Annotated in this window: 19 protein-coding genes; 14 read left to right on the top strand and 5 right to left on the bottom strand. The window is 33.8% G+C overall.

The features are described from left to right. Positions 1-113 precede the first annotated feature (113 nt). Together ACRBBL_RS10190 and ACRBBL_RS10185 are read left to right on the top strand one after the other, a co-directional pair. The gene (locus ACRBBL_RS10190) at positions 114-1,379 is read left to right on the top strand and encodes a DNA cytosine methyltransferase (RefSeq protein ID WP_431368939.1); all 1,266 of its coding nucleotides are present in this window, start codon (positions 114-116) and stop codon (positions 1,377-1,379) included. Further along, complete coding sequence (locus tag ACRBBL_RS10185; protein WP_431368938.1) at positions 1,376-2,455, top strand: HpaII family restriction endonuclease; 1,080 nt, start codon at positions 1,376-1,378, stop codon at positions 2,453-2,455. The genes ACRBBL_RS10190 and ACRBBL_RS10185 overlap by 4 nt, the downstream gene beginning before the upstream one ends. A gap of 99 nt (positions 2,456-2,554) precedes the next feature. Here the strand turns inward: ACRBBL_RS10185 and ACRBBL_RS10180 are convergent, their stop codons facing one another. Continuing rightward, on the bottom strand, positions 2,555-5,008 hold the full coding sequence (locus ACRBBL_RS10180; protein ID WP_431368937.1) for a DUF4114 domain-containing protein: 2,454 nt from the start codon (positions 5,006-5,008) through the stop codon (positions 2,555-2,557). Between the two features lie 306 nt (positions 5,009-5,314). Then, a complete protein-coding gene (locus ACRBBL_RS10175; RefSeq protein WP_431368936.1) occupies positions 5,315-7,891 on the bottom strand; it encodes a DUF6923 family protein in 2,577 nt (858 codons plus the stop codon). A 158-nt stretch (positions 7,892-8,049) separates the two neighbouring features. Here ACRBBL_RS10175 and ACRBBL_RS10170 point away from each other — a divergent pair, with 158 nt between their 5' ends. Then, on the top strand, positions 8,050-8,724 hold the full coding sequence (locus ACRBBL_RS10170) for a methyltransferase domain-containing protein (protein WP_431368935.1): 675 nt from the start codon (positions 8,050-8,052) through the stop codon (positions 8,722-8,724). A gap of 350 nt (positions 8,725-9,074) precedes the next feature. Here ACRBBL_RS10170 and rsmI read toward each other — a convergent pair whose 3' ends face one another. Then, positions 9,075-9,749, bottom strand: coding sequence for a 16S rRNA (cytidine(1402)-2'-O)-methyltransferase (rsmI, locus tag ACRBBL_RS10165; protein ID WP_431369051.1), 675 nt, complete (start codon positions 9,747-9,749; stop codon positions 9,075-9,077). Positions 9,750-9,884: 135 nt separating this feature from the next. Between rsmI and ACRBBL_RS10160 the strand changes: the two genes are divergently transcribed. Continuing rightward, a complete protein-coding gene (locus tag ACRBBL_RS10160) occupies positions 9,885-13,946 on the top strand; it encodes a gliding motility-associated C-terminal domain-containing protein (RefSeq protein ID WP_431368934.1) in 4,062 nt (1,353 codons plus the stop codon). Between the two features lie 280 nt (positions 13,947-14,226). Here the strand turns inward: ACRBBL_RS10160 and ACRBBL_RS10155 are convergent, their stop codons facing one another. Then, positions 14,227-15,054, bottom strand: a complete 828-nt coding sequence (locus ACRBBL_RS10155) for a hypothetical protein (protein ID WP_431368933.1) — start codon at positions 15,052-15,054, stop codon at positions 14,227-14,229. 103 nt (positions 15,055-15,157) lie between these two features. Between ACRBBL_RS10155 and ACRBBL_RS10150 the strand changes: the two genes are divergently transcribed. The 9 genes from ACRBBL_RS10150 (at position 15,158) to ACRBBL_RS10110 (ending at position 23,399) form a co-directional block, all read left to right on the top strand. After that, positions 15,158-15,802, top strand: a complete 645-nt coding sequence (locus tag ACRBBL_RS10150; protein ID WP_431368932.1) for a thymidine kinase — start codon at positions 15,158-15,160, stop codon at positions 15,800-15,802. 8 nt (positions 15,803-15,810) lie between these two features. Then, positions 15,811-16,920: an alanine racemase gene (gene alr / locus ACRBBL_RS10145; RefSeq protein ID WP_431368931.1), complete on the top strand. Its 1,110-nt coding sequence runs from the start codon at positions 15,811-15,813 to the stop codon at positions 16,918-16,920. An 85-nt stretch (positions 16,921-17,005) separates the two neighbouring features. After that, positions 17,006-17,416 (top strand): large conductance mechanosensitive channel protein MscL, encoded by a 411-nt coding sequence (gene mscL / locus ACRBBL_RS10140; RefSeq protein WP_431368930.1) that lies wholly within the window; start codon positions 17,006-17,008, stop codon positions 17,414-17,416. A gap of 199 nt (positions 17,417-17,615) precedes the next feature. After that, entirely contained in the window at positions 17,616-18,605 is a 990-nt protein-coding gene (locus ACRBBL_RS10135; protein ID WP_431368929.1) for an aspartate-semialdehyde dehydrogenase, read from the top strand. A 174-nt stretch (positions 18,606-18,779) separates the two neighbouring features. Continuing rightward, complete coding sequence (locus ACRBBL_RS10130) at positions 18,780-19,175, top strand: DoxX protein (RefSeq protein ID WP_431368928.1); 396 nt, start codon at positions 18,780-18,782, stop codon at positions 19,173-19,175. Between the two features lie 232 nt (positions 19,176-19,407). Beyond that, a complete protein-coding gene (locus ACRBBL_RS10125) occupies positions 19,408-21,567 on the top strand; it encodes a prolyl oligopeptidase family serine peptidase (protein ID WP_431368927.1) in 2,160 nt (719 codons plus the stop codon). A 278-nt stretch (positions 21,568-21,845) separates the two neighbouring features. Next, complete coding sequence (locus ACRBBL_RS10120) at positions 21,846-22,082, top strand: hypothetical protein (RefSeq protein WP_431368926.1); 237 nt, start codon at positions 21,846-21,848, stop codon at positions 22,080-22,082. Positions 22,083-22,084: 2 nt separating this feature from the next. Further along, a complete protein-coding gene (locus ACRBBL_RS10115; protein WP_431368925.1) occupies positions 22,085-22,393 on the top strand; it encodes a hypothetical protein in 309 nt (102 codons plus the stop codon). A 55-nt stretch (positions 22,394-22,448) separates the two neighbouring features. Then, positions 22,449-23,399: an ABC transporter ATP-binding protein gene (locus ACRBBL_RS10110; protein WP_431368924.1), complete on the top strand. Its 951-nt coding sequence runs from the start codon at positions 22,449-22,451 to the stop codon at positions 23,397-23,399. Here ACRBBL_RS10110 and ACRBBL_RS10105 read toward each other — a convergent pair. After that, positions 23,388-25,019 carry a pentapeptide repeat-containing protein gene (locus ACRBBL_RS10105; protein ID WP_431368923.1) on the bottom strand — a complete coding sequence of 544 codons (1,632 nt, stop codon included), beginning with the start codon at positions 25,017-25,019 and terminating at the stop codon, positions 23,388-23,390. The two genes, ACRBBL_RS10110 and ACRBBL_RS10105, sit on opposite strands and share 12 nt — an antisense overlap. Positions 25,020-25,241: 222 nt before the next feature. Here ACRBBL_RS10105 and ACRBBL_RS10100 point away from each other — a divergent pair, with 222 nt between their 5' ends. Continuing rightward, complete coding sequence (locus ACRBBL_RS10100; protein ID WP_431368922.1) at positions 25,242-26,357, top strand: hypothetical protein; 1,116 nt, start codon at positions 25,242-25,244, stop codon at positions 26,355-26,357. Positions 26,358-26,359 lie beyond the last annotated feature (2 nt).

Below are 26,359 nucleotides of genomic sequence, written 5' to 3'. Positions count from 1 at the left end.
GTAAACAAATTAGCTAAACAAAAGCAAATAGAACTATCACACGTATTACCTTATTGCTAATGTAGAATGGGTTTTTTTTCATAACTTGCAACAATAAATTCAAACCAAAAAAAGTGCTTCTAAAAGAGAAAATATCAATTGAGGATTTTGGAGAAAAAAAATTCAAAATAAAAGTTATTGAATCTAAAAAAGATACAGAAGCTGCTTTTACTCATTACTTACATAATCATAAGAACGGAGTTTCTAAATCTTATAAACCAGATGCATTAGAACATGTAAAAACTTTATTCAAATATAAATTTCCTGAAGAAAAAATCACAAACATTGTAGCAGAAGAAGCTCTACAGTATTTAATATTTCAACAAGAAAATATTCCTTTCCCAGCTCCTGAAAAACCTGAATTTAAATTTATTGATCTATTTGCAGGAATTGGAGGTTTTAGATTAGCATTTCAAAATATTAAAGGGAAATGCGTTTTTACAAGCGAGTGGGATAAGTATTCAAAACAAACCTACAAAGCTAATTTTGGAGAAGTCCCATTTGGAGATATTACTAAAAAGACAACTAAAGATTATATTCCAAATGATTTTGATGTTTTATGTGCGGGTTTCCCTTGCCAAGCATTTTCTATTGCAGGAAAACGTGGAGGTTTTGAAGACACTAGAGGAACATTATTTTTTGATGTAGCGGAAATCATTAAAAAGAAAAAACCTAAAGCAATATTTTTAGAAAATGTAAAAGGTTTAAGAAGTCATGATAAAGGAAAAACTTTAGCGACAATTCTAAATGTTTTGAGAGAAGATTTGGGTTATTTTGTACCAGATCCGAAAATAATGAATGCAAAGGAATTTGGAGTTCCTCAAAACAGAGAACGAATTTTTATAGTTGGATTTAGAAAAGATTTGGGAGTTACAGAGTTTGAATATCCAAAACCAATAAAGAAAAAAACAACACTTGAAAATATTTTAGAAGCTAAGACGGTTTCTGTAAAATATTATTTATCTGAAACTTATGTAAACACTTTACGAAATCATAAAGCAAGACATGAAAGTAAAGGCAATGGGTTTGGCTATGAAATTATTCCAAATAATGGAATTGCAAATGCGGTTGTTTGTGGTGGAATGGGAAGAGAAAGAAATTTAGTTTACGATTTTAGATTAAAAGATTTTACACCAATAACTCATATAAAGGGAGAAGTTAATAAAGAAGGAATTCGTAAAATGACACCTAGAGAATGGGCAAGATTGCAAGGTTTTCCTGATGATTATAAAATTGTAGTTTCTGATGCTCAAGCATACAAACAATTTGGTAATTCTGTTGCGGTTCCAGCAATTCAAGCTACTGCTAAGAAGATTATAGAAAAACTTAAAACTTTATGATTACAGGAAATAAAGGCGAATGGAGTGAAATTTATACGCTGTTCAAATTACTTGGAGACAAACAATTATTTCTTGGAAGTAAAGATATTGAAAAATTAGAAGGAATAGTTTATCCTATTTTACGTATTTTAAGAACAGAAAGTAATGGAAGTTTTGAATACTCAATTCAAGATGAAATTATACTTGTTTCTGGTGGAGAAGAAGTATTGAAAATTCCTGTTCCCGAGTTTAAGCAAAAAGCAAAATTCTTACTTGATAAAATCAAGATAAACAAACAAAGAACATTTTCTATTCCTGAAATAGAAGCATTCATGCAATCTATAAATTGTCTTTCCTTAAAAGCTAGTTCAGCAGCAAAAACTGATATAACAATAGTTGTTCATGATCAAAGAACGAATCAACAACCAACTTTAGGGTTTAGTATAAAATCCCAATTAGGAAGCCCTTCTACTCTACTAAATGCAGGTAAAACAACAAATTTTATTTTTAAAATCCCTAATTTAAAGCTAGATAAATTAGAAATTGAAATGATAAATTCCATAGACTCTAGAAGTAAAATAATGGATAGAATTAATGAGGTTTTACAATTAAATGGGGAATTAGAATTTATAAAAACGGAAAGACAAATATTCGCTAATAATTTAATTCTTATTGACAGTAAACTCCCTGAAATATTATCTGAAATTGTCTATCAATTTTATTCGAGCGACAAATCAAGCATTTCAGATTTAGTAGAAAATATTAATACTAAAAACCCTTTAGGATTTGATATTTCTAACGATCACAAATTTTATGAATATAAAATAAAACGATTTTTAACTGATGTTGCATTAGGTATGATGCCTTCTAAAGTTTGGACTGGACAGTATGATGCAACTGGCGGATATTTGATTGTAAAAGAAAACGGAGATGTTTTGTGTTATCATATTTACAATAAAAATGAATTTGAAGATTACTTATTCAATAATACAAAATTAGAAACGGCAAGTTCGAGTAGACACAATTTTGGAACGATATACGAAGAAAATGGAGAATTGTATTTTAAACTCAATTTGCAAATCAGATTTATCAAATAATCTTTTTTCAAAACTATCTTTTATACAAAAAGACAAAAGAATCACTCCTTTTGCCTTTCTTAATTAACCAATAAAATTACCATGAATAAATACTATATCTTACTTTATAATGAGTTTTAGGGTTTTGTAGGTTTGTGTACGGCTATTTATTTTACAGAAATACAATCCGGGACGCAGGTTATTTCGGCTTAGGGAAACCGTGTTCTGACCAATGTTGCTTTTAACCTTTTTTGTATAAACTACCTTACCTACTTGGTCATACATTAGCAATTGCACGTCCTCGGATTGCTTTGCTGTAAATTGAATTTTTGTTTGTGTTGTCATTGGATTTGGCACCGCTACCATTTTATTTGCCTCAGCTTCTATTTCAAATTCTGCAACATCCAGCGTGTTTTCCATTCCAAAACGTGCGCTATGCACTTGTATGCTAAAGGGTAGATAACTAGTATAATCGCCTTGTGTTGAGAATATGATGGTTTTTACATTGGTTATATCTGCTGGATTTCCATTGCCATCTTCAAATTCGTTGAATGGAAGGCGATACAATGTTTCAGTATTATTTTCTAGAATGGTTACACGATAACGGTTGTTCCAATCGTCTAAACCTTCTTGTAATAAAATCACTTCTATAGGTTGCGAGTTGGTAATATTGAACTGAAACGCATCATATTCGCTTACATCCAAAGTTTGATCGCCTGGTAATACATGCCTGAATAGATTGATAGTTCCTTGTACTTGCCCAGAAACCATTGCTTGCCTTTCAATTTCGTGTGTATTTTCAAGATCTTCAACAGTTGTATTATCTACATGAAAATTTGTTACAATTACATTGTCTTCTTGATAATCAATTCCCCAAGGTCCATCTGCCAAATACAAAGCATCTTGCTGAGCAGAAACGTCTGTACTTATGGAAAGTCCAACATCAAACAATTGTCCTGTTGCAATGGTTATTGAATCATTCCAATTTCCTGTTAAAGCTACACTTTGCGTCATGGTAGTACGTTCAGAAACTTCTGTAGCAGCCATGTTTGCATCAAACAATACGGAAGTAGCGTTTATTTTATTGATGATGTTTAAATGAATGTTTCCATTTGCATAGTAACCAGAACTTACAAATACAGGCGGAATGACATCACCGACAGTCTGACTGTTCAATGGCTTTTCTAGCGTAAGCGTATCAATAATATGATTACCAATTGTGAATACTTGCGAGAAAGAACTTCCCCAAATTTGGAAATTATAATAATCGCCTTCAGGATACTGCGCAATGTTCCAAAAACTGTATAGTTCGTTGGCTGCATCACCTAATTTTACAGAAAAACTTAAGGTATATTCCGTTTCGCCTGTTGGTCTTTCTATTTTGGCACTTATGAGTTGATGACCTCGTACAATTACGGTTCGTACATCTTCTAACGAGGAATTATTTAATCGATCACAAATAACTTTAGAATGATCATAAACTGAACCTTCAGTTGCTGTTGCTAAAACTGCCGAAACACGTGCATTTTCTTGATACATATCTAAGGCAAATACTTCAGTAGCATTTGTAATCCCTAGTAAATCAGTCGGACTTGATATGTATGGAGTTTCCGTTCCGAACATGCCTGTATCTGGCAAATAGGAGTCTAAACTTATATTATTCTCTGAGTTTAAAGTAACATAATTTTGTTTATCGAAAAAAGTTTGCAATTGTTTCTTATTTTTCGAGTTTCCAGCTTGCGTTCTTTTTAAGTTACGTTGTGCAATTAAACCTGCTAAGTTTCCATTACTTTCCAATCCGCCATCATAGGCTGAGGTTACGTTTGAAGCACTTTCTACATCGGCATAATTGGTGGTTTTAAGTGCTGTATACGGATTTGCGGTTACATAAAAGATAGCGTCGTTAAAATCATTGTCGCACGAACCATAATCGCGTCGAATGTCTTCAAAACCGAGGATAACACGTTCATTATCTGGATCATTCAATAATACATTATGATAACGTAAATTTTCTTGAGCTTCAGGATTAAAATCTGGGTTGGAATAAAGTTTCCATAAACCTGTACCAACCGTACCAGCACTTGAGCTCCATGCGTTTGCTAACAAAACCCAACCAATTCCTGTACCAGCTTCAAAAGTTCCAATTTTTACCTTGTCACCAACTTGCAATCCGCCGCCACTTCCTAAAGCAGAAGCATTTGGAAAGATAATCGTAATGTCTTCATTACTTGGTGCTGTTGTTGGTGGATTATCAAGATCGTATGTATAAAACCCTAATACATTTCTATAACCAGCACCTTCACTAATAAAAGTAACCCAAACATCTGCTGTTTGATTGATACTTAAATTGGTATCATAACCTGATGAGATATAATGTGGATTGTAATCTGGAACAGGATAACTTTCAGGTAAAGAATTGCTAATCATTTCCTGTGTTTCTACCGAGACATTATCTCCTGGAGTTTCTAAATATAAAGGTGTTCCGTTTGAAGTAAATTCACCTAAGTATTGATAGCTCTGCGCAATGGTAGTTGCTGTAGCAAATATGCTTAAAAGTAGTAATAGTTTCTTCATAATATTCTTTATTTATAATACAAATCTAGGGACTGAAAACTGCGAAAAATCCAATCGTCGGCACGATCAGATTCACTGTAGACGAAATGCAATTTTCTTTAGATAAGTTATTTTGTATATGTTTGATAAAGTCAATGAACAAAGGTGATTCAAGCATTTTAAATACTGTTTTTGAAACATAAAAAAGGCAAAAGAATTGCTCCTTTTGCCTTTTTACCATTAACCAAATTTAATCACCATGAAATTCAAAATTGTAAGTTGAATTAACTCCGTTGAAGAACGGAATCTCCATCCATCTTAGAAATATTATTTTACCACGAGTTTTAGGGTTTTATAGGTTTGAGTTTTGCCTTGTATTTTACAAAAATACAATCCAGGACGCAGGTTATTTCGGTTTAGGGGGATTGTGTTCTGACCATTTTCAGTTCTAACCTTCATTGAATAAACTACCTTGCCTACTTGGTCATAAACAAATAACTGCGCGTCCTCGGATTGCTTTGCAGTAAATAGGATGTTTGTATGTGTTATCATCGGATTTGGTATTGCCGAGATATTTTTTGTTTCGTTTTCTATTTCAACGACACTTAACGTACTTTCGCTAGAAAAGTGTACATGAGATAAGTTCATTGTTCGTGAGATTACTTGTCCGTTTTCGGAAGTCATTGTGAATACAATAGTAACTACATCATCTAATACAATAGCGGTATTATTTATGGAAGAAAGACTCGAAATTGGAATGTTGAATTCTTGCTCAGTATCCGTTAGGATAATGATTGTTTTGTGTTGTGCTTCCCAATTGGTAATGCTTTCTTTTACAAACGTAATTTCTAGTTTTCCATTTCCACTTGCTGTTAAGTTAAATGCATTGTAATCTGTAAGATCAACTGCTTTAAATCGTGGAGTTAAGGCTCTGTATGCTGCAAAATACGTACTTGTTGTTGCGTTTAGGGATACATTTCTTTCTATTGGAAATACATCTGAATCAAACTCAAAATCGTTTGGAGAAACCGAATAGTTTACGACACTTGTACTTGTTTCCGAATCATCAATTCCCCAAGGACCATCAGACATAAATAAATCGTCTGGAGTAGCAACGCCATCGCCAATTCTAAATCCAATATCAAACAAGTTTCCTGTTGGTACTTGCAAGTTGGTAATGTAATTTCCGTTCAAGTCTAAGGTTGAATTTGTATTGTTGAATTCACTCGTTTCTGTAGTTCTAAAACCTGCATCAAAGTTTACATTTGCCGTTGCATTTGTATTTACAATCTCTAAATCGAGCGCACCGTTTTCATATTTTCCTTTTCTCACAAAAACCGTTGGCGGTGTTGAGTTGTTATAATCTGAGATTGGTTTTTGAACGTTTAGTAAGTTCAATACTTCTTCGCCCAAAAGGTATAAATCATCTAAAGAATTTGACCAAATTTGAAAATTGTAAAAAGTAACATCGCTTTCGTATTTATCTAAATTCCAGTGACTTTCTATAGAAAAGTTAGCATCGCCGTTTGTTACTTTCGCCGAAAGGCTTAACACAAATTCAACTGTATTATCTGTATTTTTTATGAGCGATTTAATAAACTGCTGTCCGTTAATATAAATTGTTGAGACTGAAATTAATTCTGCGCCCAACAAACGATCGCATATATATTTTGTGTGTTCGTACACACCATTTTCTGTTTTTAGTGCCAATATAGAAGCAACCGAAGTATTATTTTTGATATAATCTACCGAATAAATTTCTGTAGCATTTGTGATATTTACCAAATCTGCTGGTGTAGATTCAATAGCATCGTTTTCACTAATAATGCCTAAAGGAATAAAATCTTGTAATTCGAAACCATTTGAATTTGATTTTGCATACGAAGGTGATTTTCTCAATTTTGGTGCAGTTGCTCTATCAAATTTAAAGCTTGTTTTTGCACGATTGTAATTACGCTTGTTAATAGCATCAGACAAACGTCCGTTGCTTTCCAATCCGCCTTCGTTTCCTCCAGAAGATTCATAACTTATTACTTCACATTCGCCATATCCAGAACATGAAGGATCTTGACAATCAATTAAACCATCGCCATCATCATCAATTCCGTTGTCACAAATTTCTTGTGGTACAGGCGCAGTTGGACAACGTGCTCCATCATTACTTGCGCTTGAAGGTCCAAAAGCAAACAAATTAGAAACCATTCCGTTACTACCGTTTAAATCTTGTACACTTTGAATTACATAAATAGTTCCTGTTTGATTAGCAGATACATAAAAACGTCCTGAAAGATCAAAATATACAGCACCATAGGTATAATCTAATCCTGATAATATTGGTACAGTACCTAATGATTGTACATTGTTTGTTGCCGGATCAATTCGATACAATTTATTAGTGCCTTTTTCAACAGTATATAACATATTATCAACTGCATTAAAAGCCCAATCATGTATATTTATATTTTGCGATAAAGATTCTGTTCCTATGTGCTGTGTGTATGTAGGAGAATCTGGATTTACATCTATTTTATAATACGTTGTTCCGCCACCTTTCAAGTGATAAACTCCATCAGCACTTACATCGCCCACATATCTATTTGAAGAAGGCAATTCGCCCACATAAAAAGAAGTTGTTTGAAAATCTTGTCCAATACGTACAATTGTTTTCGCTGGAGAAGTTAACGATCCCCAAATGAATCCATCTGTAGGATTATATGCAGCAGCATTTATATTCCCTGGCGTAACATCTTCTGCTACTAAATAAGAGCTTCCTGATGCTAAATCTATTGAATACACATCATTATATTGAAATAAATAAGCATCGTATACACAATTGAAAGGATCGTTTTGTGCACTTACTATTGTTGTTGTAAGCATGCTTAAGATTAGTAGTAGTCTGTTCATGATATTCTTTATTTATGTCACAAATCTATGTGCTGAAAACTGAGAAAATCCTAATCGTCGGCGCGATCAGTTTAACTGTAGACGAAATGCAATTTTCTGTTGACTAACCAAATTAGATATAGAAGATAATTAGAGCCTTATCTTTATATTTGTGCTGTATGAAGGATGAAAAATCAATTAAAAAGATAAAAAAACCATGGCCTACAAAAGATGCAATGGAGCAAGTATACGACTTGAATCTTTGGGGAAATACGACTTCCGATTTTTATTCTGGTGAAGGATCACATGCTCCTGAGCTGGTACATCCGTATGTGCATGCAGTGCGTTCTTTTTTGACTTCCGTAGAAAAACCGCTGGTGGTTTGCGATTTGGGTTGTGGCGATTTTAATGTTGGGAAAGAATTGGTAACGTATACCCAAAAATATATTGCTGTAGACATTGTAAACGATTTGATTGTACATAATAGAAAAGAGTTTACGGCTGAAAATCTGGAATTTCAGTGTTTGGATCTTGCAGTGGATGAATTGCCGCTTGGCGATTGTGCTTTGGTGCGACAAGTATTACAACATTTATCAAATGCTGAGATTGAGCGTATTGTACGAAAGTTAGAAAAGTATCAATATGTAATTCTTACCGAACACATTCCTAATGAAAGTTTTATCCCGAATAAAGATATTATTTCTGGACAAGGCATTCGACTTAAAAAGCAAAGTGGAGTAGATGTATTGGCTTCTCCGTTTGACTTTAAAGTGAAAGAAGCAAAACAATTAGTATCTATCGTACCAAAAAAAGGAAAAGGTGTTATTGTAACGACTTTGTATACTGTTTTTTAGACTTCTTAGAAGGTTAGACGTGCTATGCTTTAGACCGCTGACGCTTTTAGACTTTTTTTTATTTTAAATGTTAAATGTTAAATTATTTCTCACTCTTATGTGATACTGTGTTTCGACTGCGCTCAGCACACAGTTCAGCATGGCGAAATTCTGGTTCTTTTTTCAACCATGAATTCACGAATGTTTTTAGTTTGTTAATCTAAAGGAGGAAATATGACGTGGCAATTTGTTTGTTGAGATACTTTTTTTGTTTGCTTTCACTTAACGTCAGATCGAGTGATTTTTCGTAATAAAATGAAGAAAAATTGTATCGAGATCTATTTTGAAACGCTAAAGATTTTTAGAAAAAATCATTTCCCTTTCCCTTCAACAATAACAACAATTTCGCCTTTTGGAGGTTTGTTTTGGTAATGAGCTAAGACTTCTTTTGCAGTACCACGAATATTTTCTTCGTAGAGTTTAGTGAGTTCGCGAGATACAGAAACTTGTCGGTCTTCGCCAAAGTATTCACAGAAATGCCCTAAAGTTTTTACGAGTTTGTGCGGCGATTCGTAAAAAATCATCGTACGTGTTTCTTCTGCCAGCAGCTTAAAACGTGTCTGTCTTCCTTTTTTTACAGGTAAAAATCCTTCAAAGACAAACTTATCATTTGGCAATCCACTATTTACCAATGCAGGCACAAAAGCGGTTGCGCCAGGCAAACATTCTACAGGAATATTATTAGCAATGCATTCGCGCGTTAGTAAAAATCCAGGGTCAGAAATTGCAGGTGTTCCAGCATCGCTAATTAAAGCAAAAGTTTCACCAGCTTTCATGCGTTGTATCAAAGCTTCAGTCGTTTTATGCTCGTTGTGCATGTGGTGACTTTGCATGTGTGTACTAATTTCAAAATGTTTCAACAGCTTTCCGCTCGTGCGTGTATCTTCTGCCAAAATAATATCTACACTTTTTAAAACATCAATAGCTCTAAAAGTCATATCTTGTAGGTTTCCGATAGGTGTTGGCACAATATAAAGTTTCATCAATACGATTTTTACGATTGGAATTTCCGTTACATTTCGATCCAAAAATAACTATTACAACATAAAATGTCTTAATTCCTACGATTTAATTGTTATATATACGCAACCTTTTTAGATTTCCCCCATCATTATAATAATATGAAACAACTTTACGTAACCGTCTTTTGCTTGTTTAGTTTTTATGTTGGATGGGCTCAAACCACAGATGTATCTGCAAGTATTGAAGCTACTGACCTTAATGGAACACCAATTTCTAATGTAGTACTTTTTGAAGAATTCTACTATGTTACCACCATAAGTAACTCAGGAAATGATGTTAGTAATGCTACATTTTCGCAGCAATTTGCACCAAGTGTTGTAGTGTTGACTATTGAAAGTCTTAATGCAGTTGGTGGCGCAGCTGACGCTATTAATTTTGTATATGATGGAAATACAGGCATTGTTACAGCCGATCTTCCTAATTTGCCCACAGCGTCAAGCGTGCAAATTCGAATTTTAGTAAGAGCACCTAAATTCTCTGGAGGAATTTCTACAACAGCTACAGTAGATCCGCCTGTTGGAACAACTGATACTTCACCTAGTGGAAATACTTCTATCATTTCCATGGATGTGACCTATACTCCGTTAGATTTTACCGTTACGTACCAACAAGTAAATCCAACTTCAGGAACCGGAATTTCTGCATGGGGCGATCAAGTGACATTCGAATTTACCATAACTAATAATGGTAATACGCAATATCCAATTGATGATTTTCAACTGCTTCAAGGTTTGGTATCTAACTCTGTAAATGGTTCTGCAACATTACAGTTAATATCTTTGGAATGCATTGGAAGTACAAATGGTGTTCTTTGCCCAACAGATTTTGGTCCACTTCCAGGAATTCCTTTTATTCTAGTACCTATTACGACAACATACAACTACGGTCAGGAAATTATTTTCCCTTCACAGTCTAGTTTAACGTTTAGTGCTGTTTTTGAATATACAGAAGGCGATTGCGGTATTGAATCGGAGCTTATAGTTGTTCAGAGCCTTGCAGAGATTGTACTTACAGAAGCTAATACAGCTTCCAATCAGTCAAATATTGAAATCACAGACTTATTAGATTCTACAGTATGTCCATGTACCGATGTTTCTATTACTACAGAACAAATAGATCCAGTGCCTGGCCCTCCACTTACCGATTGGAATCAACAAGTCACATATCAAACAACATTGACCAATAATGGTCCGTTAGATACTACAATTCAATTCTTCTTACAAAATCTTGGAATCCCTTGGCAGTTTATTTCTATTACTTGTGTGAGTGCTACTGGAGGCGTCACCTGTGCTGATATTAGTTTTGACACTGACGAACAGTTTTGGCAAGTAGAAGATTTTCCTATTCCAGCAGGAGCTATTATAATTATTGAAACGGTAGTACAATATATGGAGCCCGATTGCCCAACAGATACTGTTATTGATTCTCCTTTTAGAACAACGGCAAACATGTTAGAACATGTAGATTGTGCTCCTGGTGATAATAATGAATTCGATACCATTGTATTACCACAATCTATGGGAACGGATGATTGCGTTACCCCAGATAGTGTAACTATTACAAAAACCCAAGTCAGTCCTGCATTGCCACTGGGAAGTTCGGATCAAAACCCCATTCCTTGGGGCGATATTACCTATCATATTACGGTGTCAAACAACAACCCGAATGAAGTTCCTTTAGCATTGGTAGATGTTTATGGAGGTACTAGTGTTGCAACAGGAACTTTACAGTCTGTAACGTGCATTGAAACCACAGGAACAGCTAATTGTGTTCCAATTCCTAATGCCAACATAGGTGTTCCACTAACAATGATAGATGAGGTGTTCTGGGAAATTAGAGAAACTGAAAATTGGATACTCCCAACGAATAGTTCCGTTACTTTTGAAGTTGTAGTCAATTGGAATCCGCAATGTTCAAGTTTAGTTGTACCAGTAACAAATTCGGCTTCTGTCAGTATTATTGGTTTAGATAACTCAACACAAACGGATTCAGAAACTAGTTATCTTACTTCTTGTGTCGATTTAATTATTCAAACGTATCCATCACAAGCAACAACACCTGTTAACTCTAACTTTGATTGGATTGTCGATATTACAAATAGTATCACAAGTTCCACAGCAACCGATGCTATATTTACAACTACGGTAAACAATGCTTTTACAATTACTGGAACGCCAACGTGTACAGTAACAAGTGGAAATGCAACTTGTATTGCTACATTTATGGTTGATAATACTACAAATGAAGTTTCGGGAATTATTCCATTGCTAGATCCAGATGCTACCATACAAATTATAATTCCAGTTATGGCACCCAATTCTGGAGGTTCATATACAAACATTGCCGAAGTACAGCCTGATCCTGCCAACAATGCAGAGTCAGATCCAAGTACCAATATTTCTATTTCCAGTGTTCAAGTATTATCGCCAAGTGTGACTAAAACATTTACACCAGATGAAATTATAGCTACAGAAACTTCTTTATTAACATTTACCATTGAAAATGTTCCTGGGAATATTGGGCAATCGGGAATTTCTTTTACTGATAATTTACCAGCGGGAATTGTCTTAGCAGGCGATCCGTATTGGGTACAAAGTAATGGCGCTACAGCTGATTTTGTTGGGTTAACGAATGATGATTTTGTGGGAATTGCCAATTTGGTGATTCCAGACGGAGTTGCCAATTGTATTTTTGCCGTTTTAGTTACTTCAGATACGAGCAATTTATATACAAACGAATTTGCTAATTTTTCGAATCTAAATAATATTGATGCAACAAATGCTTTAGCAACATTAAATGTATTGCCTATTCCGCCAAGTGCCGATTTAGAAATTTCATTAACACCAAACCAAACCGAATATTGCGAAGGTGATGAAGCTATATTTACACTCACAATTACAAATAATGGACCTGACGATGCAGAAAATGTCGCGGTTGAACAGTATTTGAACCCTTTAGGTTTTACTTATCTTTCAGATAATGCAGGTGGAACGTACACAAGCGCAACAGGAATTTGGGAACTGTCGGGAATTGTCATTTCTAGCGTAGCTGGAAACAATACATTCACCGCAGAGATTACAGCTACTATTTTAGATATAGATGCTAGTACCAATCAATATGAAACTACTGCAGAAATTACTGCGACTAATATTGTCGATTTAGATAGTGATGTGAATACGAGTTTTGATGTAGATGATTTAGGCGATTCGCTTGCCGATGATGACGAAGTACAACTTCAAGTAACTGTTTTTGAAATTCACAACGATATTGATCTTGCCATTGATGATGTAGAAGTTTGTGTTGGTGATACAACAACACTTACCATTAACAACCCAACAACAACATATACGTATAATTGGTATGAAGCATCAAACCCTACACAAATTGTATTTACAGGAACATCGTTTGAAACAGGAAGTATTACAACTGATACAACTTATGAAATAGAAATCATCAACGAAAATAACTGTCCTGGAATTGCACGCGAAATAGTTGAAATAACGAGTGTTTCTTGTATCGATTTAGGAATTGAAAAAGTAGTAGATACCGAAATGCCTTCTATTGGAGAATCTATTCAATTTACCATTACCATTACGAATAACAGTACTGAAAATGCTACGAATATCGTTGTAGAAGAATTGCTTCCAAACGGATATCAATATGTCTCACATATTGCAAGTAATGGTATGTATGATGCTAATACACAATTGTGGACAATTACGACCTTAACAGCAGGAGATTCGGCGACATTAACCTTGAATGTTACTGTTGTTGATGGTGACGATTATAACAACATTGTTCAAATTATAGATCAATCAGCAACAGATTTAAACCTAACTAATAACATAGCATCAGCAATTACATTTCCAGATTGTTTAGAAATTCCGAATGGTTTTTCTCCAAATAATGATTCTATCAATGATGTATGGGAAATAGCGTGTTTAGATAATTATACGGACAATGAATTAGTTGTATTTAATCGTTGGGGAACTATTGTATACAAAGTAAGAAACTATACAAATAACTGGAATGGTGAAGCCAATCATAATGTAGTATTGCTCAATAAAAATGAGCGTTTACCAGCAGGAACGTATTTTTACATACTCAAATTACAAGGCAATACTATTGAAAAAACTGGTTGGGTATATTTGAATTATTAGGATTTAAAAGATCGCTTTGCTCTTAGGCTTGTTTCCGCAAAAGCGGAAATCTCTTAGATCGCTGCGCTTTTAGATTTTTTATAATGATAAATTCTAAATGTTGAATTTTAAATTATTCTTACTCTTGTGCACTACTTTTTTACCACTAAATTTTATCTCTTTCTAAATCGATAAATCGAGTGGTTTTTCATAATGAAATAAAGAAAAAAGTTATTGAGATTTTATTTAGAAAATGTCTTGATTCTAGACTCCAAAAATCTTGGATCTTCCTTTCAAAAAACTACGCAAACTTGCGCTCAATAATTTCTATAAAACGTGTTTCGTATTCTTCTTTTCCTGTCCAATTATTATAATCAGGCTTAATCATGTCGTACACAAAAGCTTTTGCTTCCGTTTCGCTTTCAATCGTATTCAATTGAGAAATTACACGGTTATAATCTTCTTGATTTCCATCAAACAAATGCTTTGTAAACGCAATACGATCGTTTAATCCAATAGAAATACCTGTATTTAAGCGATCATTTAATGACTTAGCTTTGGTTTCGGTTTTTGTTGTTTTGGTTTTTACTTTTACAGCAGCTTTTACTTCTTCTGTAACAGTTTCTACCACTTTTGGTGTTGGTGCTGGTTTTTCTACTTCCGCAATTTCTTCACTCTTTACAAATGTTGGTTGTGGCAATACATCTGCCAAAATATCTTCCAAAGTTTCACGCTTTGGCTCTGGAGTTGCTTCTGGTATAAGAGAATCTTCTTCTACATCGTCTTCTGGCATTTCGGCCACCATATTCTTAATGGTTTCCATCAATGGCTCTACCAATTCGTCTTGCTCAGGATCTTCGCTCACCAAATGGTGTCGTGTCATGGCATCATCTTCTGCATTTTGCTCTACCTTATCATGGTTATACACATTCTCTAAAGTTTGGAAAAAAGAAGAATCGGCATAATCTGGCACAGAATCCTTGAATTGCTCTTCAAAAAATAGGAGTACCGACAATTTTTCAAAAACTTCTTTCGCTTCTTTATGTAATGCAACTACATCTTCTTTACCTTTTAATTTTAAGATTCGATGCGCTATACTTACTAAATCTCCTTCTAATTTTTTCTTCATAATTTTTAAACTAATGTCGTTGTATAACCTTTGTTTTTTTAATAAATTTGTTCCACCTTTACAAAAACGAGTATAAATTCGTTTTCGACTTGAAAATTACAAAATGTTTCTCGAAAATACAGTAAATCATAAAGAACAATTTGGTTGGATTGAAGTTATTTGTGGTTCAATGTTCTCTGGAAAAACAGAAGAACTGATCCGCAGACTCAAAAGAGCACAATTTGCAAAGCAAAAAGTGGAGATATTTAAACCTGCCGTCGATATTCGATATGACGAAGAAATGGTAGTTTCTCATGACGCAAACGAAATTCGTTCGACACCTGTTCCCGCCGCCGCCAACATAAGATTATTAGCCGATAATTGCGATGTTGTAGGAATTGACGAAGCACAATTTTTTGATGATGGTATCATAGCTGTTTGCAACGACTTAGCCAATAAAGGCATTCGAGTTATTGTAGCTGGTTTGGATATGGATTTTAAAGGGAATCCATTTGGACCAATGCCAGCGCTTATGGCAACAGCCGAATACGTTACAAAAGTACATGCCGTTTGTACACGAACGGGAAACCTAGCACAATACAGTTTTAGAAAATCCAAAAGCGACGATCTGGTCTTGCTAGGAGAAACTGATGAATACGAACCATTAAGTCGCGGCGCTTATTATAAAGCAATGCTAAAAGAATCAGTGAAGGAGATTGAAGTTGATGATGCGGAAGAAATCGTTCCTAAACGACAACCTGACAATTAACTACCATAATGTTACACAATCAAGAATCTGTTTTAGAAATTAATTTTAAAGCACTACAACGAAACTTTGAATTCTTAAAATCAAAAACCAAAACTGGAACTAAAATTTTAGCTGTCGTTAAAGCGTATGGCTACGGAAGTGATGCCATAGAAATTGCTAAGTTCCTACAAGACGAACTCAATGTTGATTATTTTGCAGTAGCCTACATTCGTGAAGGCGCATACTTAAGAGCTGCAGGAATTACAACGCCAATTTTAGTACTGCATCCACAAATTGTAAATTTAAAACACGCCATTGCCTACAATTTAGAACCAAGTTTGTATAATGACCGTATTTTTACTGCATTTGCTAAAGAAGCTGCAAAACAAGGAAAAAAAGAGTATCCTGTACATATAAAGTTTAATACAGGTTTAAACCGATTGGGCTTTTTTCATACAGATACAGAACACATTATTCAAAAACTAAAAACGCTGTCGCAAATAAAAGTGACTTCTATATTATCGCATTTAGCTGCTTCGGAAGATCATAACGAAAAAGAATTCACTCAAAATCAAATACAACTCTTCAAGGAAATTAGTGAAAAATTTCAAAAAGGACTCAACTACAAACCAATGTTGCACATGACAAATACTTCTGGAATTTTAAACTATCCAGAGGCACATTTTGATATGGTTCGTACAGGAATTGGATTGTACGGTTTTGGAAACGATTCAAAATATGACAAACACTTACAACCTGTTGCTTCATTAAAATCTGTCATCTCACAAATACATCGTATCGAAAAAGGAGAAAGCGTTGGTTACAATCGCGCATTTATTGCAGACGATTATGCTACGATTGCGACCATTCCACTAGGACATGCGGATGGAATAAGCAGACAATTTGGAAATGGTGTAGGCAGTGTTCTTGTTAATGGAAAATCTGCGCCTATTGTTGGAAATGTATGTATGGATATGATAATGATAAATGTTACTGGAATTCGATGTAATGAAGGTGATGAAGTTATTATTTTTGGAGAAGGACAAAGCGCAGAAGAATTTGCGGCAAAAATAAATACCATCTCATATGAAATTCTAACTGCGGTTTCTCAACGAGTAAAACGTGTATTTCTTCGTTAATTTGACCTATAGTTCATTCTAACAAATTGAAAACTATCATATTTTTTACTACTTTTAGATTCAATAATAACTAACAATCAACATTATGATTAAAGAATTTAAAGAATTTATCACTGGTGGAAATGTGATCGAATTTGCAGTAGCCGTAATTATGGCAGGCGCTATTGGCGGAGTTGTAAAAGGATTTGTTGACAACATTGTAATGCCTTTTGTAGGGTATTTTACAGGCGGAACAGACTTTGCAAACCTTTACTTAGTTTTAGGTGATAAGGAATTTGAAACCTTAGCTGCAGCAAAAGAAGCAGGTGCAGCTGTAATATCGTATGGTGTATGGATTAACTCTATTGTTAACTTAATCATTGTAGGATTTATTATGTTCTTGATCGTCAAAGCATATAACAAAACAAAGAAGAAAGAAGAAGAAGCTCCAGCTGCTCCAGCAGGACCAACTCAAGAAGAGTTATTAACACAAATAAGAGACTTATTAAAAAAATAACTTTTTCAGTAATAGAATATAAAAAGCCACTCTTTAAAAGAGTGGCTTTTGTGTTATATATAACTTTTTGTGAAATTTTTGGTATTTGGAAAACTTTATAAGATTTGCATAGTATTTATTCCTAATTTTACAAAAATAATCACTTCGAAACATATAGTATGTTTGTTTCATTATATATAAAAGACAAAAAAGAAATACAATGAAAGTAGCAGTCGTAGGCGCAACAGGAATGGTAGGAACGGTAATGCTAAAAGTATTAGCAGAACAAAACTTTCCTGTAACTACATTAATCCCAGTAGCTTCTGAAAGATCTATTGGAAAAGAAATTACGTATCGAGAAAATGCATATCCTATTGTAAGTATGCAAGATGCTATTGATGCCAAACCAGATATTGCTCTGTTTTCTGCTGGAGGAAATACTTCTTTAGAGTGGGCACCAAAATTTGAAGCAGTCGGTACTACAGTAATTGACAATTCATCTGCATGGCGAATGGATCAATCTAAAAAGCTAGTTGTTCCAGAGATTAATGCAAATCAACTGACATCAAACGATAAAATTATTGCCAATCCAAACTGTTCTACCATTCAAATGGTGGTAGCATTGGCTCCATTACACAAAAAATACAAAATCAAACGTATTGTAGTATCTACCTATCAGTCAATTACAGGAACTGGTGTAAAAGCGGTACGTCAATTAGAACAAGAGTACGTAGGTGAAAAAGGAGAAATGGCATATCCATATCCAATTCATAGAAATGCATTGCCACATTGCGATGTATTTGTAGAAAACGGATACACAAAAGAAGAAGTAAAACTGGTAAATGAAACTAAAAAGATTTTAGACGATAATGCCATTGCTATTACTGCCACAGCAATTCGTATTCCTGTAGTTGGTGGACATTCTGAAAGTGTAAATGTCGAATTTGAAAACGACTTTGATGTCGATGAACTTCGTACACTATTGCAAGAATCACCAGGAATTGTAGTACAAGACAATCCAGATTCAAATGTATATCCAATGCCAATCTATGCAGAAGGAAAAGATGAGGTTTTTGTAGGAAGAATTCGTCGCGATGGTTCACAACCAAACTCTTTAAACATGTGGATTGTTTCAGATAATCTACGCAAAGGAGCAGCAACAAACGCGGTTCAAATTGCACAACATTTAGTAGACCATAAATTAGTCTAACAAAACTAAAATAAAAGGGCACTGAGCGGAGTCGAAGTGCCCTTTCATATTTTCAAACAGCTATAAATAAGTAAGTTATTAAATCTGTGATATAGTTCTTGTTGTCGAAAATAGTTGGTAAATACACTATCTTTTTTATATCTTGATAGTACACTAACTCAAAATTCTACATATATGAACTCCAACTTCACCAAAATTATTCGCTTCGTATTAGGGGTAATTCTCATTGTATTTGGCGCTAATAAACTTATCATGATTTTTATGGAATCAGGTTTTTTACCGCTTCCCAAACTACCTTTAAAAGCAGGTGAATTTATGAGTTCACTTGATACTGCAGGATACATTTTACCTTTTGTTGGTGCATTAGAAGTATATATTGGTGGATTGCTCATACTTAAAAAATGGGTGCCTTTCGCGCTTATCTTATTGGCTCCAATATCAGTAAACATTTTATTATTTCATTTCTTTTTAGATTTATCTGGTGGAATGATTGGTGCACTCGTTGTTGCTACATTAAATATTATACTTATCTATAAACATTGGTCACAATTTAAACCTTTGTTTTATTAGTAAACTACTTTGGCAGAAGCTCATTTACCATTAGGAAAGAACTCACCTTATAGTATTGAGATAAACCGCAGACTCACATCTCGATTATCGAGTAAAAATCTTAGCATTTTGTTAAAAACCGCTTCCAATAGATAGAAGTGGTTTTTTTTATCCTAAATTTGAAGTAAACCAACCTCTGTGAAAATATAAATTGTAAATTTTATATGACGCAGAAATACTAAAAAATTACTAAATGAAACAATTGCTAAAAATTAGTTGTCTCGCAATATTCTTTTTCTCTTGCGAGAAAGAACCTGAAAAAAAATCAATCATAGTGACGTACCCAGAAACACAACAAAAAGAAGTTGTAGATACCTATTTTGATACCGAAGTAAAAGACCCATATCGCTGGCTAGAAGATGATAGCTCTAAAGAAACAGAAGCTTGGGTAAAAGAACAAAACAAAACAACTTTTGGCTATTTAGATAGTATTCCATTTCGTGAAGCACTTAAAAATCGTTACACAAAACTAATAAACTACGAAAAAATTAGTGCGCCAAGAAAAAGAGGTGAATACGAATATTTTTATAAAAATGATGGACTGCAAAATCAATATGTAATCTACAGACAAAAAGGAGACGAAAAAGCAGAAGTCTTTTTAGATCCTAACAAGTTCTCAGAAGATGGAACAGTTTCTATGGGAAGCGGATTGAGCTTTTCTGACAATAAAAAAATTGTTGCTTACGCTATTTCAGAAGGTGGAAGTGACTGGCGAAAAATAGTTATTATGGATGTAGCTTCAAAAGAAGTAGTTGAAGATACATTGGTAGATATCAAATTCTCGGGTATTTCTTGGAAAGAAAACGATGGTTTCTACTATTCTAGCTACGACAAGCCAAAAGGAAGTGAATTGTCTGCCAAAACCGATCAACACAAATTATATTACCATAAACTAGGAACATCTCAAAAAGATGACAAGGTTATTTATGGTGCTACTGAAGCTGAAAAACATCGCTATGTAGGCGGTGGAGTTACAGAAGATGGAAACTATTTATTCATTTATCCGAGAGTTTCAACATCAGGTACTAAATTGTTAATGAAAGACTTAACAGATCCTAATAGTGAAACTGTTACTATTTTAGACAATACAGATACAGATTCGTACGTCATAGAAAATGTAGGTTCTAAACTATATATCATGACCAATATGAACGCGCCAAACCAAAAAGTAGTTACTGTTGATGCGTCTAATCCTGCTCCAGAAAACTGGGTCGATTTTATTCCAGAAACCAAAAATGTACTAAGTGTATCAACTGGTTCAGGGTATTTCTTTGCAGAATATATGGTAGATGCAGTTTCAAAAGTAATACAATATGATTACGATGGAAAACAAGTTCGTGAAGTAAAACTACCTGGTGTTGGAAGTGCTGGCGGATTTAGCGGAGAAAAAGATGATGAAACATTATATTTTTCATTCTCAAACTACAAAACACCAGGAACAACATATACATTCAATCCAAAAGATGGAACGTCAAAAGTATACAGAAAACCAGGAATTGACTTTAATCCAGACGAATACGAAAGCAAACAAGTATTCTACAAATCTAAAGATGGAACCAAAGTTCCTATGATTATTACACACAAAAAAGGAATTGAAATGAACGGTAAAAATCCAACAATTCTATATGGATATGGCGGATTCAACGTTTCATTAACACCTTCTTTTAGTGTCGCAAATGTAGTTTGGATGGAACAAGGCGGAATTTACGCTGTAGCAAACCTTCGTGGTGGTGGCGAATACGGAAAAGAATGGCACAATGCAGGAACAAAAATGAAAAAGCAAAATGTGTTTGACGATTTTATCGCTGCGGCGGAATATTTAATTGCTGAAAAATACACGTCAAGTGACTTCTTAGCCATTCGTGGTGGTTCAAATGGCGGATTGCTAGTAGGTGCAACCATGACACAACGTCCAGATTTAATGAAAGTTGCGTTACCAGCAGTTGGAGTATTAGACATGTTACGTTACCATACGTTTACTTCTGGCGCAGGCTGGGCGTATGACTATGGAACTTCTGAAGACAACAAAGAAATGTTCGATTATCTAAAAGGATATTCGCCAGTACACAATGTAAAAGAAGGAGTTGAGTATCCTGCAACAATGGTTACTACAGGAGATCATGATGACAGAGTAGTACCAGCACATAGTTTCAAATTTGCAGCAGAATTGCAAGCAAAACAATCAGGAAGCAATCCTACACTTATTCGTATTGAAACAGATGCAGGACACGGTGCAGGAACGCCAATTTCAAAAACTATTGAGCAAACGGCAGATATGTACGGTTTCACATTATTCAATATGGGCTTTACCGAATTGCCAAACAAAGCCGTTCTAGAAGAATTTAAGAACTAGTGAAACTCAATTTTGAGAAGTTTGCAAAGCGTACTCAAAATTGTAAGTTGAACTATCCCATTGAAAAACGGGATCTCAAATTAAAAACTTCTTTTCGAGTGAATTTGTGAAACAAATTTGTGCTTCGGTAAGCTCAGCAGAACTATTGAGAAATACTTTGAATACTATCATTTATTTAGAAAAACCGCCAAATTGAAATTCAGTTTGGCGGTTTTATATTGTCATTCCTGCGTAGACAGGAATCTAAAATTAGTATCTTTGAGTATAAAGTCTTTATTATGGATGTACAATTGGAAAAATATAAATTAATGGAATGGTTGGTGAACCTGAAAGACGAAACTATTATTCTTAAGTTAAAAGAATTAAAAAATAAACTTTCTGATTCTTCAGATTACAATACTATTTCTGAAGTTGAGCAATTATTTATTGAAGCTGGGTTAAAAGATATTGAAAATGAAAACACGTTTACACATCAGCAAGTAATGGAAGAGATAAGTAAAACGTATGGAATATAAAAATGGAAATCATTTGGACGAAACTTGCAAAGATTACCTATATAGAAATTCTTGAAAACCTTACTAAACGATGGACAAAAAATGAGCTTGTAAGCTTTAATAATTTAACCAACGAACTATTAGAAAAGATTCAAAACAATAAAATTGTTTATCCATACGTAAACCACAGCCTTAGAATACACAAAGTAATTATTCATAAAAATGTTTCTTTATTCTACAAAAAAGATGCTGATGCTAATAAAATATACTTGATTACTTTTTTTAATAATAGAATGAATCCTGAAAAATTGAAGGAATTATTAAATAAATAGTTCATTACTTAAATTATCTTTTTACTCCCTATTTTTGCAGTTCTAAAAAAACACCATGCTTCAAGTTCAACACGTTTCCTTTTCCTATTTGGAGAATACGCCTATTTTAAAAGATATCTCTTTTGAAATTCCGCAAGGAACACATGTATCAATTATTGGAGAAAGTGGCTGCGGAAAAAGTACCTTACTCAAACTTATCTATGGTTTATATGATACAGATGCTGGCGAAATCTTCTGGAAAGATGAACAAATTCTAGGGCCAAAATTTAACTTAGTACCAGGTTTTGAACGTATGAAATACGTTGCGCAAGATTTTGACTTAATGCCATACACAACGGTTTCAGAAAACATTGGGACGTATTTATCTAATTTCTATCCTGAACAAAAACAGGAACGCATCAACGAGCTATTGGAAATGGTGGAAATGTCTGCGTTTGCGAATGTAAAAGCAAAACTACTCAGTGGCGGACAACAACAACGTGTCGCATTGGCAAAAGCCTTAGCACGCGAACCAGAAGTACTATTGTTAGATGAACCTTTTAGTCATATTGACAACTTCCGAAAAAATGCGTTGCGTAGAAATCTGTTTAATTATCTTAAGAAAGAAAACATTACCTGCATTGTAGCTGCACACGATCGCACAGACGCACTTTCGTTTGCAGATACTACCATTGTGCTAAAGCAGGGAGAACTCATCGCGCAAAGCGACTCTAAAGAGTTATACAAAAATCCAACAAACAAATATGTAGCTTCTTTATTTGGAGAAGTAAATGAATTACCTGCGAGTCTATTCCCAAACACGGAAACTTTAACAGAAACCATTTTAGTGTATCCGCACCAGCTGAAAGTTTCAGAAAACCCTGATTTCAAAGTCACAGTAAAACAAAGTTATTTTAAAGGCAGTCATTATTTAGTGCTTGCTAAATATGAGGAAGCTGTAATATTTTTTGAGAGTTTGGAAGTGTTGGAGAATGGTGTTGAGGTTGGGTTATCTTTATTCATCTGATTTGTAATGTTTGCTTTTTTTGAAAGTTTCATAACGACTTTTTAATACCTTTCTAGAATTAATGAAATCTTTAAAATCTTTTTCTGATGTGAATTGGATCATCTCTATTGCTTTTTCTTTTATTTTTAAAATAGAGTTTTCATAATCATCCTTGTAAAAATTTTTCACAAAATATGAATCAGTTTCAAATTTCTCATCTTCAATCATATCCATGAAAATTTTCATTGATTTTTCAAATTCATCATTTACATATTCCTTATTGCCTAAATTATTATTTTTTACTTTCATTATTTCGGAATTTGCAAAACAATTACCAACTAAGTTATTAGGTTTACTTTTAAAAACTTCTATTATCCCAAAATTTTTATAGCTCTCATTATTGATAAACCGACAAGCATTTTCATTAATACGAAGGCGTTTGATAATAAATTGATTGGGTTTTACATTATTAAACCTATTAAATAAATGGGATGTTGTTCTGTTAAAGTCAGAAGGCTTTAATACCTTATTTTTTCCTCTATATTGATTTATAGAATATCTCATATAGGGTGATTTCCTTTTAGGGTCCATATTAAGAAAACCTATAAAAGAATTATCAATAACATGATTACTTCCCATTGATTGCTCGAAAGTAAATTTGATTGAGAACGAATTATGAAAAGATAATTGTGTTACTAAAGAGGAACTCAAATCAATAAATTCTATAAAAGAAAAATTAAAACCTAAATTAATTGCATATGAATTATCAAAATTCAAATAATACCCTAAGCACAGTCTGAAATAAGTTTTATCAAATGTACAACTAGAAAAATTGGATTCATTGAAATTACATTTAGAGAAAATTATTGAATCAAAAAAAGAGTTAGACAAATTAATGTCTCCGAAATTAATATCCTCAAAAGTCATATCAGAAAGCTCAGAAAACGAAAAATCAGCATCTTCAAAAATCTTTACATAAGTTTCTTCTCCAAGCTTTGCTTTCGTCAAATTAACCAACAATTGCCCTCGTTCAGGACTCACCGTCATAGACAGCGAATCATTTTCTAAATATTTATAGGGTTTTAAACTTTTAGAAAGTGCTACAATACGTCCAATTAATTGATCTGATAGATTTCTATCTTTATTTTTTGTTTTTTTAAGCTCATCATCCATTTTGTCTAATACATTATTTGTTAGAAAAACTAAAGAGCTTCTTCGTCCAGCTTCTTGCAAATAGGTTTGTTGTTCTAAACGTGTATTTTGGTTCGTAATCAACTCATTTTGTTTGTCTATTTTATCATTTTGTTTTCCTAAATAGATTGTTTGAATAATTAAGAATAAAGTAGGAAGTATGGCAATAATCACTGCAAAAATACCGATGCGTGTCAAGCGCCAAATAATATGTGCGCCTAAATTAGAAGCAGTATCTGTAGAAACTTTCTTTTCTGTATTGAATTCCGTTAAGGTTTGCTTTATAGCATCTTTTAAACCTTTTCCCAAGAAAACGCCAGCACCTTTTTTGAGTGTCCATTTTGCAGCTTTTTTTTGAAACTTTTTTGAACTTTCAATATTGTTTAACTGTTCTTTGAGCTGCTTATTTTCTTGTTCAAGTTCATTATAACTTGCTTTGTTTTTTTCCATAAAAACTGCCTTTCAATATTTTAAAGATAGAAAATGAAAATTGTAGTGCAAAATTTACAACAAACAATAAAAATTACTGTAAAATTAAAACTATCCAAAAATAATTCTACTTAAAAGGTAGGACAAAAGGACTTTGAGTTGTCTTATATAATGAGTAACTCGCTAATAATCAAACGAAACATTCTTTTTTTTGCTATATTAGTACACTAACTAAACTAAAACATGATTAAAAGACTACGTAAAATTGCTATTTTGGCAGTGTTTTCTGCTGCATTATTTTCTTGTGGTAGCGATGATAACGACCCCACAACACCACCAACCTCAATGGAAGATGATTATGTGCCAATCCCTACTTCGCCAGTAGTGTTAGACATAGATGCTTTTCCATTTGCTACACTTTCAGAATACAGCTTCTTTGAAGGCGATATGAAAGATCAAGCACCTGTACTAGGCGTTATTCCTTATGAGCCTATTTCAACACTATTTACCGACTACGCTAAAAAGAAACGTTTTATTTGGATGCCTAGTGATGTACAAGCAATGTATGCTTCTGATACTGAGGTAATCGATATGCCAGTAGGGACTTTTTTAATAAAAACATTTTATTACAATAACGTTCAACCTGGTAATACTACACGAATCATAGAAACACGCTTAATGTTAAAAAAAGCGGATGATTGGTATTTTGCTGATTATGTTTGGAATGATGATCAAACAGAAGCAACCCTTAGTCTCGATGGTTCATTTACCAATGTAGATTTTATGGAAGCTGGCGAAATGAAAAGCGCCAATTACAGAATTCCTTCGGAAGTAGAATGTTTTACTTGCCATAAAAGTGGTGAAGATTCTGTTCCTATTGGAATGAAGCCACAAAACCTTAATAGCATGTATGATTATGCAGATGGAACTGAAAATCAACTTCAAAAATTAATTGATGAAGGATATTTAGAAGACAACTTACCTGCAACAATAAACACTGTGGTAAAGTGGAGCGATGAAACACAACCAATCGAATTACGAGTTCGCTCTTATATAGACATTAATTGTGCACACTGTCATCAAGAAGGATCACATTGCTCTTACAGACCAATACGTTTTGCTTTCAGCGAATCTGGAGACCCTAATAATTTAGGAATTTGTGTAGATCCAGACGAAGCCATTCCAGGAATGATTAAAGTTGTTACACCTTCTCTAAAAGAACGTTCAGTAATGTATTACAGACTCAATACAGAAGCAGAAGAATTTAGAATGCCATTACTCGGAAGAACTATTATCCACAAAGAAGCTGTCGAAATGATAGGACAATGGATTGATGGAATCACTACCGAATGTGAATAAAA

This window comes from Kordia sp. (assembly GCF_050633145.1).
Classification (GTDB): domain Bacteria; phylum Bacteroidota; class Bacteroidia; order Flavobacteriales; family Flavobacteriaceae; genus Kordia.
The sequence above is the reverse complement of the archived record's forward strand: the minus strand, read 5'-3'. Positions and strand labels throughout refer to the sequence as shown.

Coding starts and splice junctions, on each gene's coding strand:
- ACRBBL_RS10185 (WP_431368938.1), top strand. CDS start 1,376: ATGATTACAGGAAATAAAGGCGAATGGAGTGAAATTTATACGCTGTTC.
- ACRBBL_RS10180 (WP_431368937.1), bottom strand. CDS start 5,008: ATGAAGAAACTATTACTACTTTTAAGCATATTTGCTACAGCAACTACC.
- ACRBBL_RS10175 (WP_431368936.1), bottom strand. CDS start 7,891: ATGAACAGACTACTACTAATCTTAAGCATGCTTACAACAACAATAGTA.
- ACRBBL_RS10170 (WP_431368935.1), top strand. CDS start 8,050: ATGAAGGATGAAAAATCAATTAAAAAGATAAAAAAACCATGGCCTACA.
- ACRBBL_RS10160 (WP_431368934.1), top strand. CDS start 9,885: ATGAAACAACTTTACGTAACCGTCTTTTGCTTGTTTAGTTTTTATGTT.
- ACRBBL_RS10155 (WP_431368933.1), bottom strand. CDS start 15,054: ATGAAGAAAAAATTAGAAGGAGATTTAGTAAGTATAGCGCATCGAATC.
- ACRBBL_RS10150 (WP_431368932.1), top strand. CDS start 15,158: ATGTTTCTCGAAAATACAGTAAATCATAAAGAACAATTTGGTTGGATT.
- alr (WP_431368931.1), top strand. CDS start 15,811: ATGTTACACAATCAAGAATCTGTTTTAGAAATTAATTTTAAAGCACTA.
- mscL (WP_431368930.1), top strand. CDS start 17,006: ATGATTAAAGAATTTAAAGAATTTATCACTGGTGGAAATGTGATCGAA.
- ACRBBL_RS10135 (WP_431368929.1), top strand. CDS start 17,616: ATGAAAGTAGCAGTCGTAGGCGCAACAGGAATGGTAGGAACGGTAATG.
- ACRBBL_RS10130 (WP_431368928.1), top strand. CDS start 18,780: ATGAACTCCAACTTCACCAAAATTATTCGCTTCGTATTAGGGGTAATT.
- ACRBBL_RS10125 (WP_431368927.1), top strand. CDS start 19,408: ATGAAACAATTGCTAAAAATTAGTTGTCTCGCAATATTCTTTTTCTCT.
- ACRBBL_RS10120 (WP_431368926.1), top strand. CDS start 21,846: ATGGATGTACAATTGGAAAAATATAAATTAATGGAATGGTTGGTGAAC.
- ACRBBL_RS10115 (WP_431368925.1), top strand. CDS start 22,085: ATGGAAATCATTTGGACGAAACTTGCAAAGATTACCTATATAGAAATT.
- ACRBBL_RS10110 (WP_431368924.1), top strand. CDS start 22,449: ATGCTTCAAGTTCAACACGTTTCCTTTTCCTATTTGGAGAATACGCCT.
- ACRBBL_RS10105 (WP_431368923.1), bottom strand. CDS start 25,019: ATGGAAAAAAACAAAGCAAGTTATAATGAACTTGAACAAGAAAATAAG.
- ACRBBL_RS10100 (WP_431368922.1), top strand. CDS start 25,242: ATGATTAAAAGACTACGTAAAATTGCTATTTTGGCAGTGTTTTCTGCT.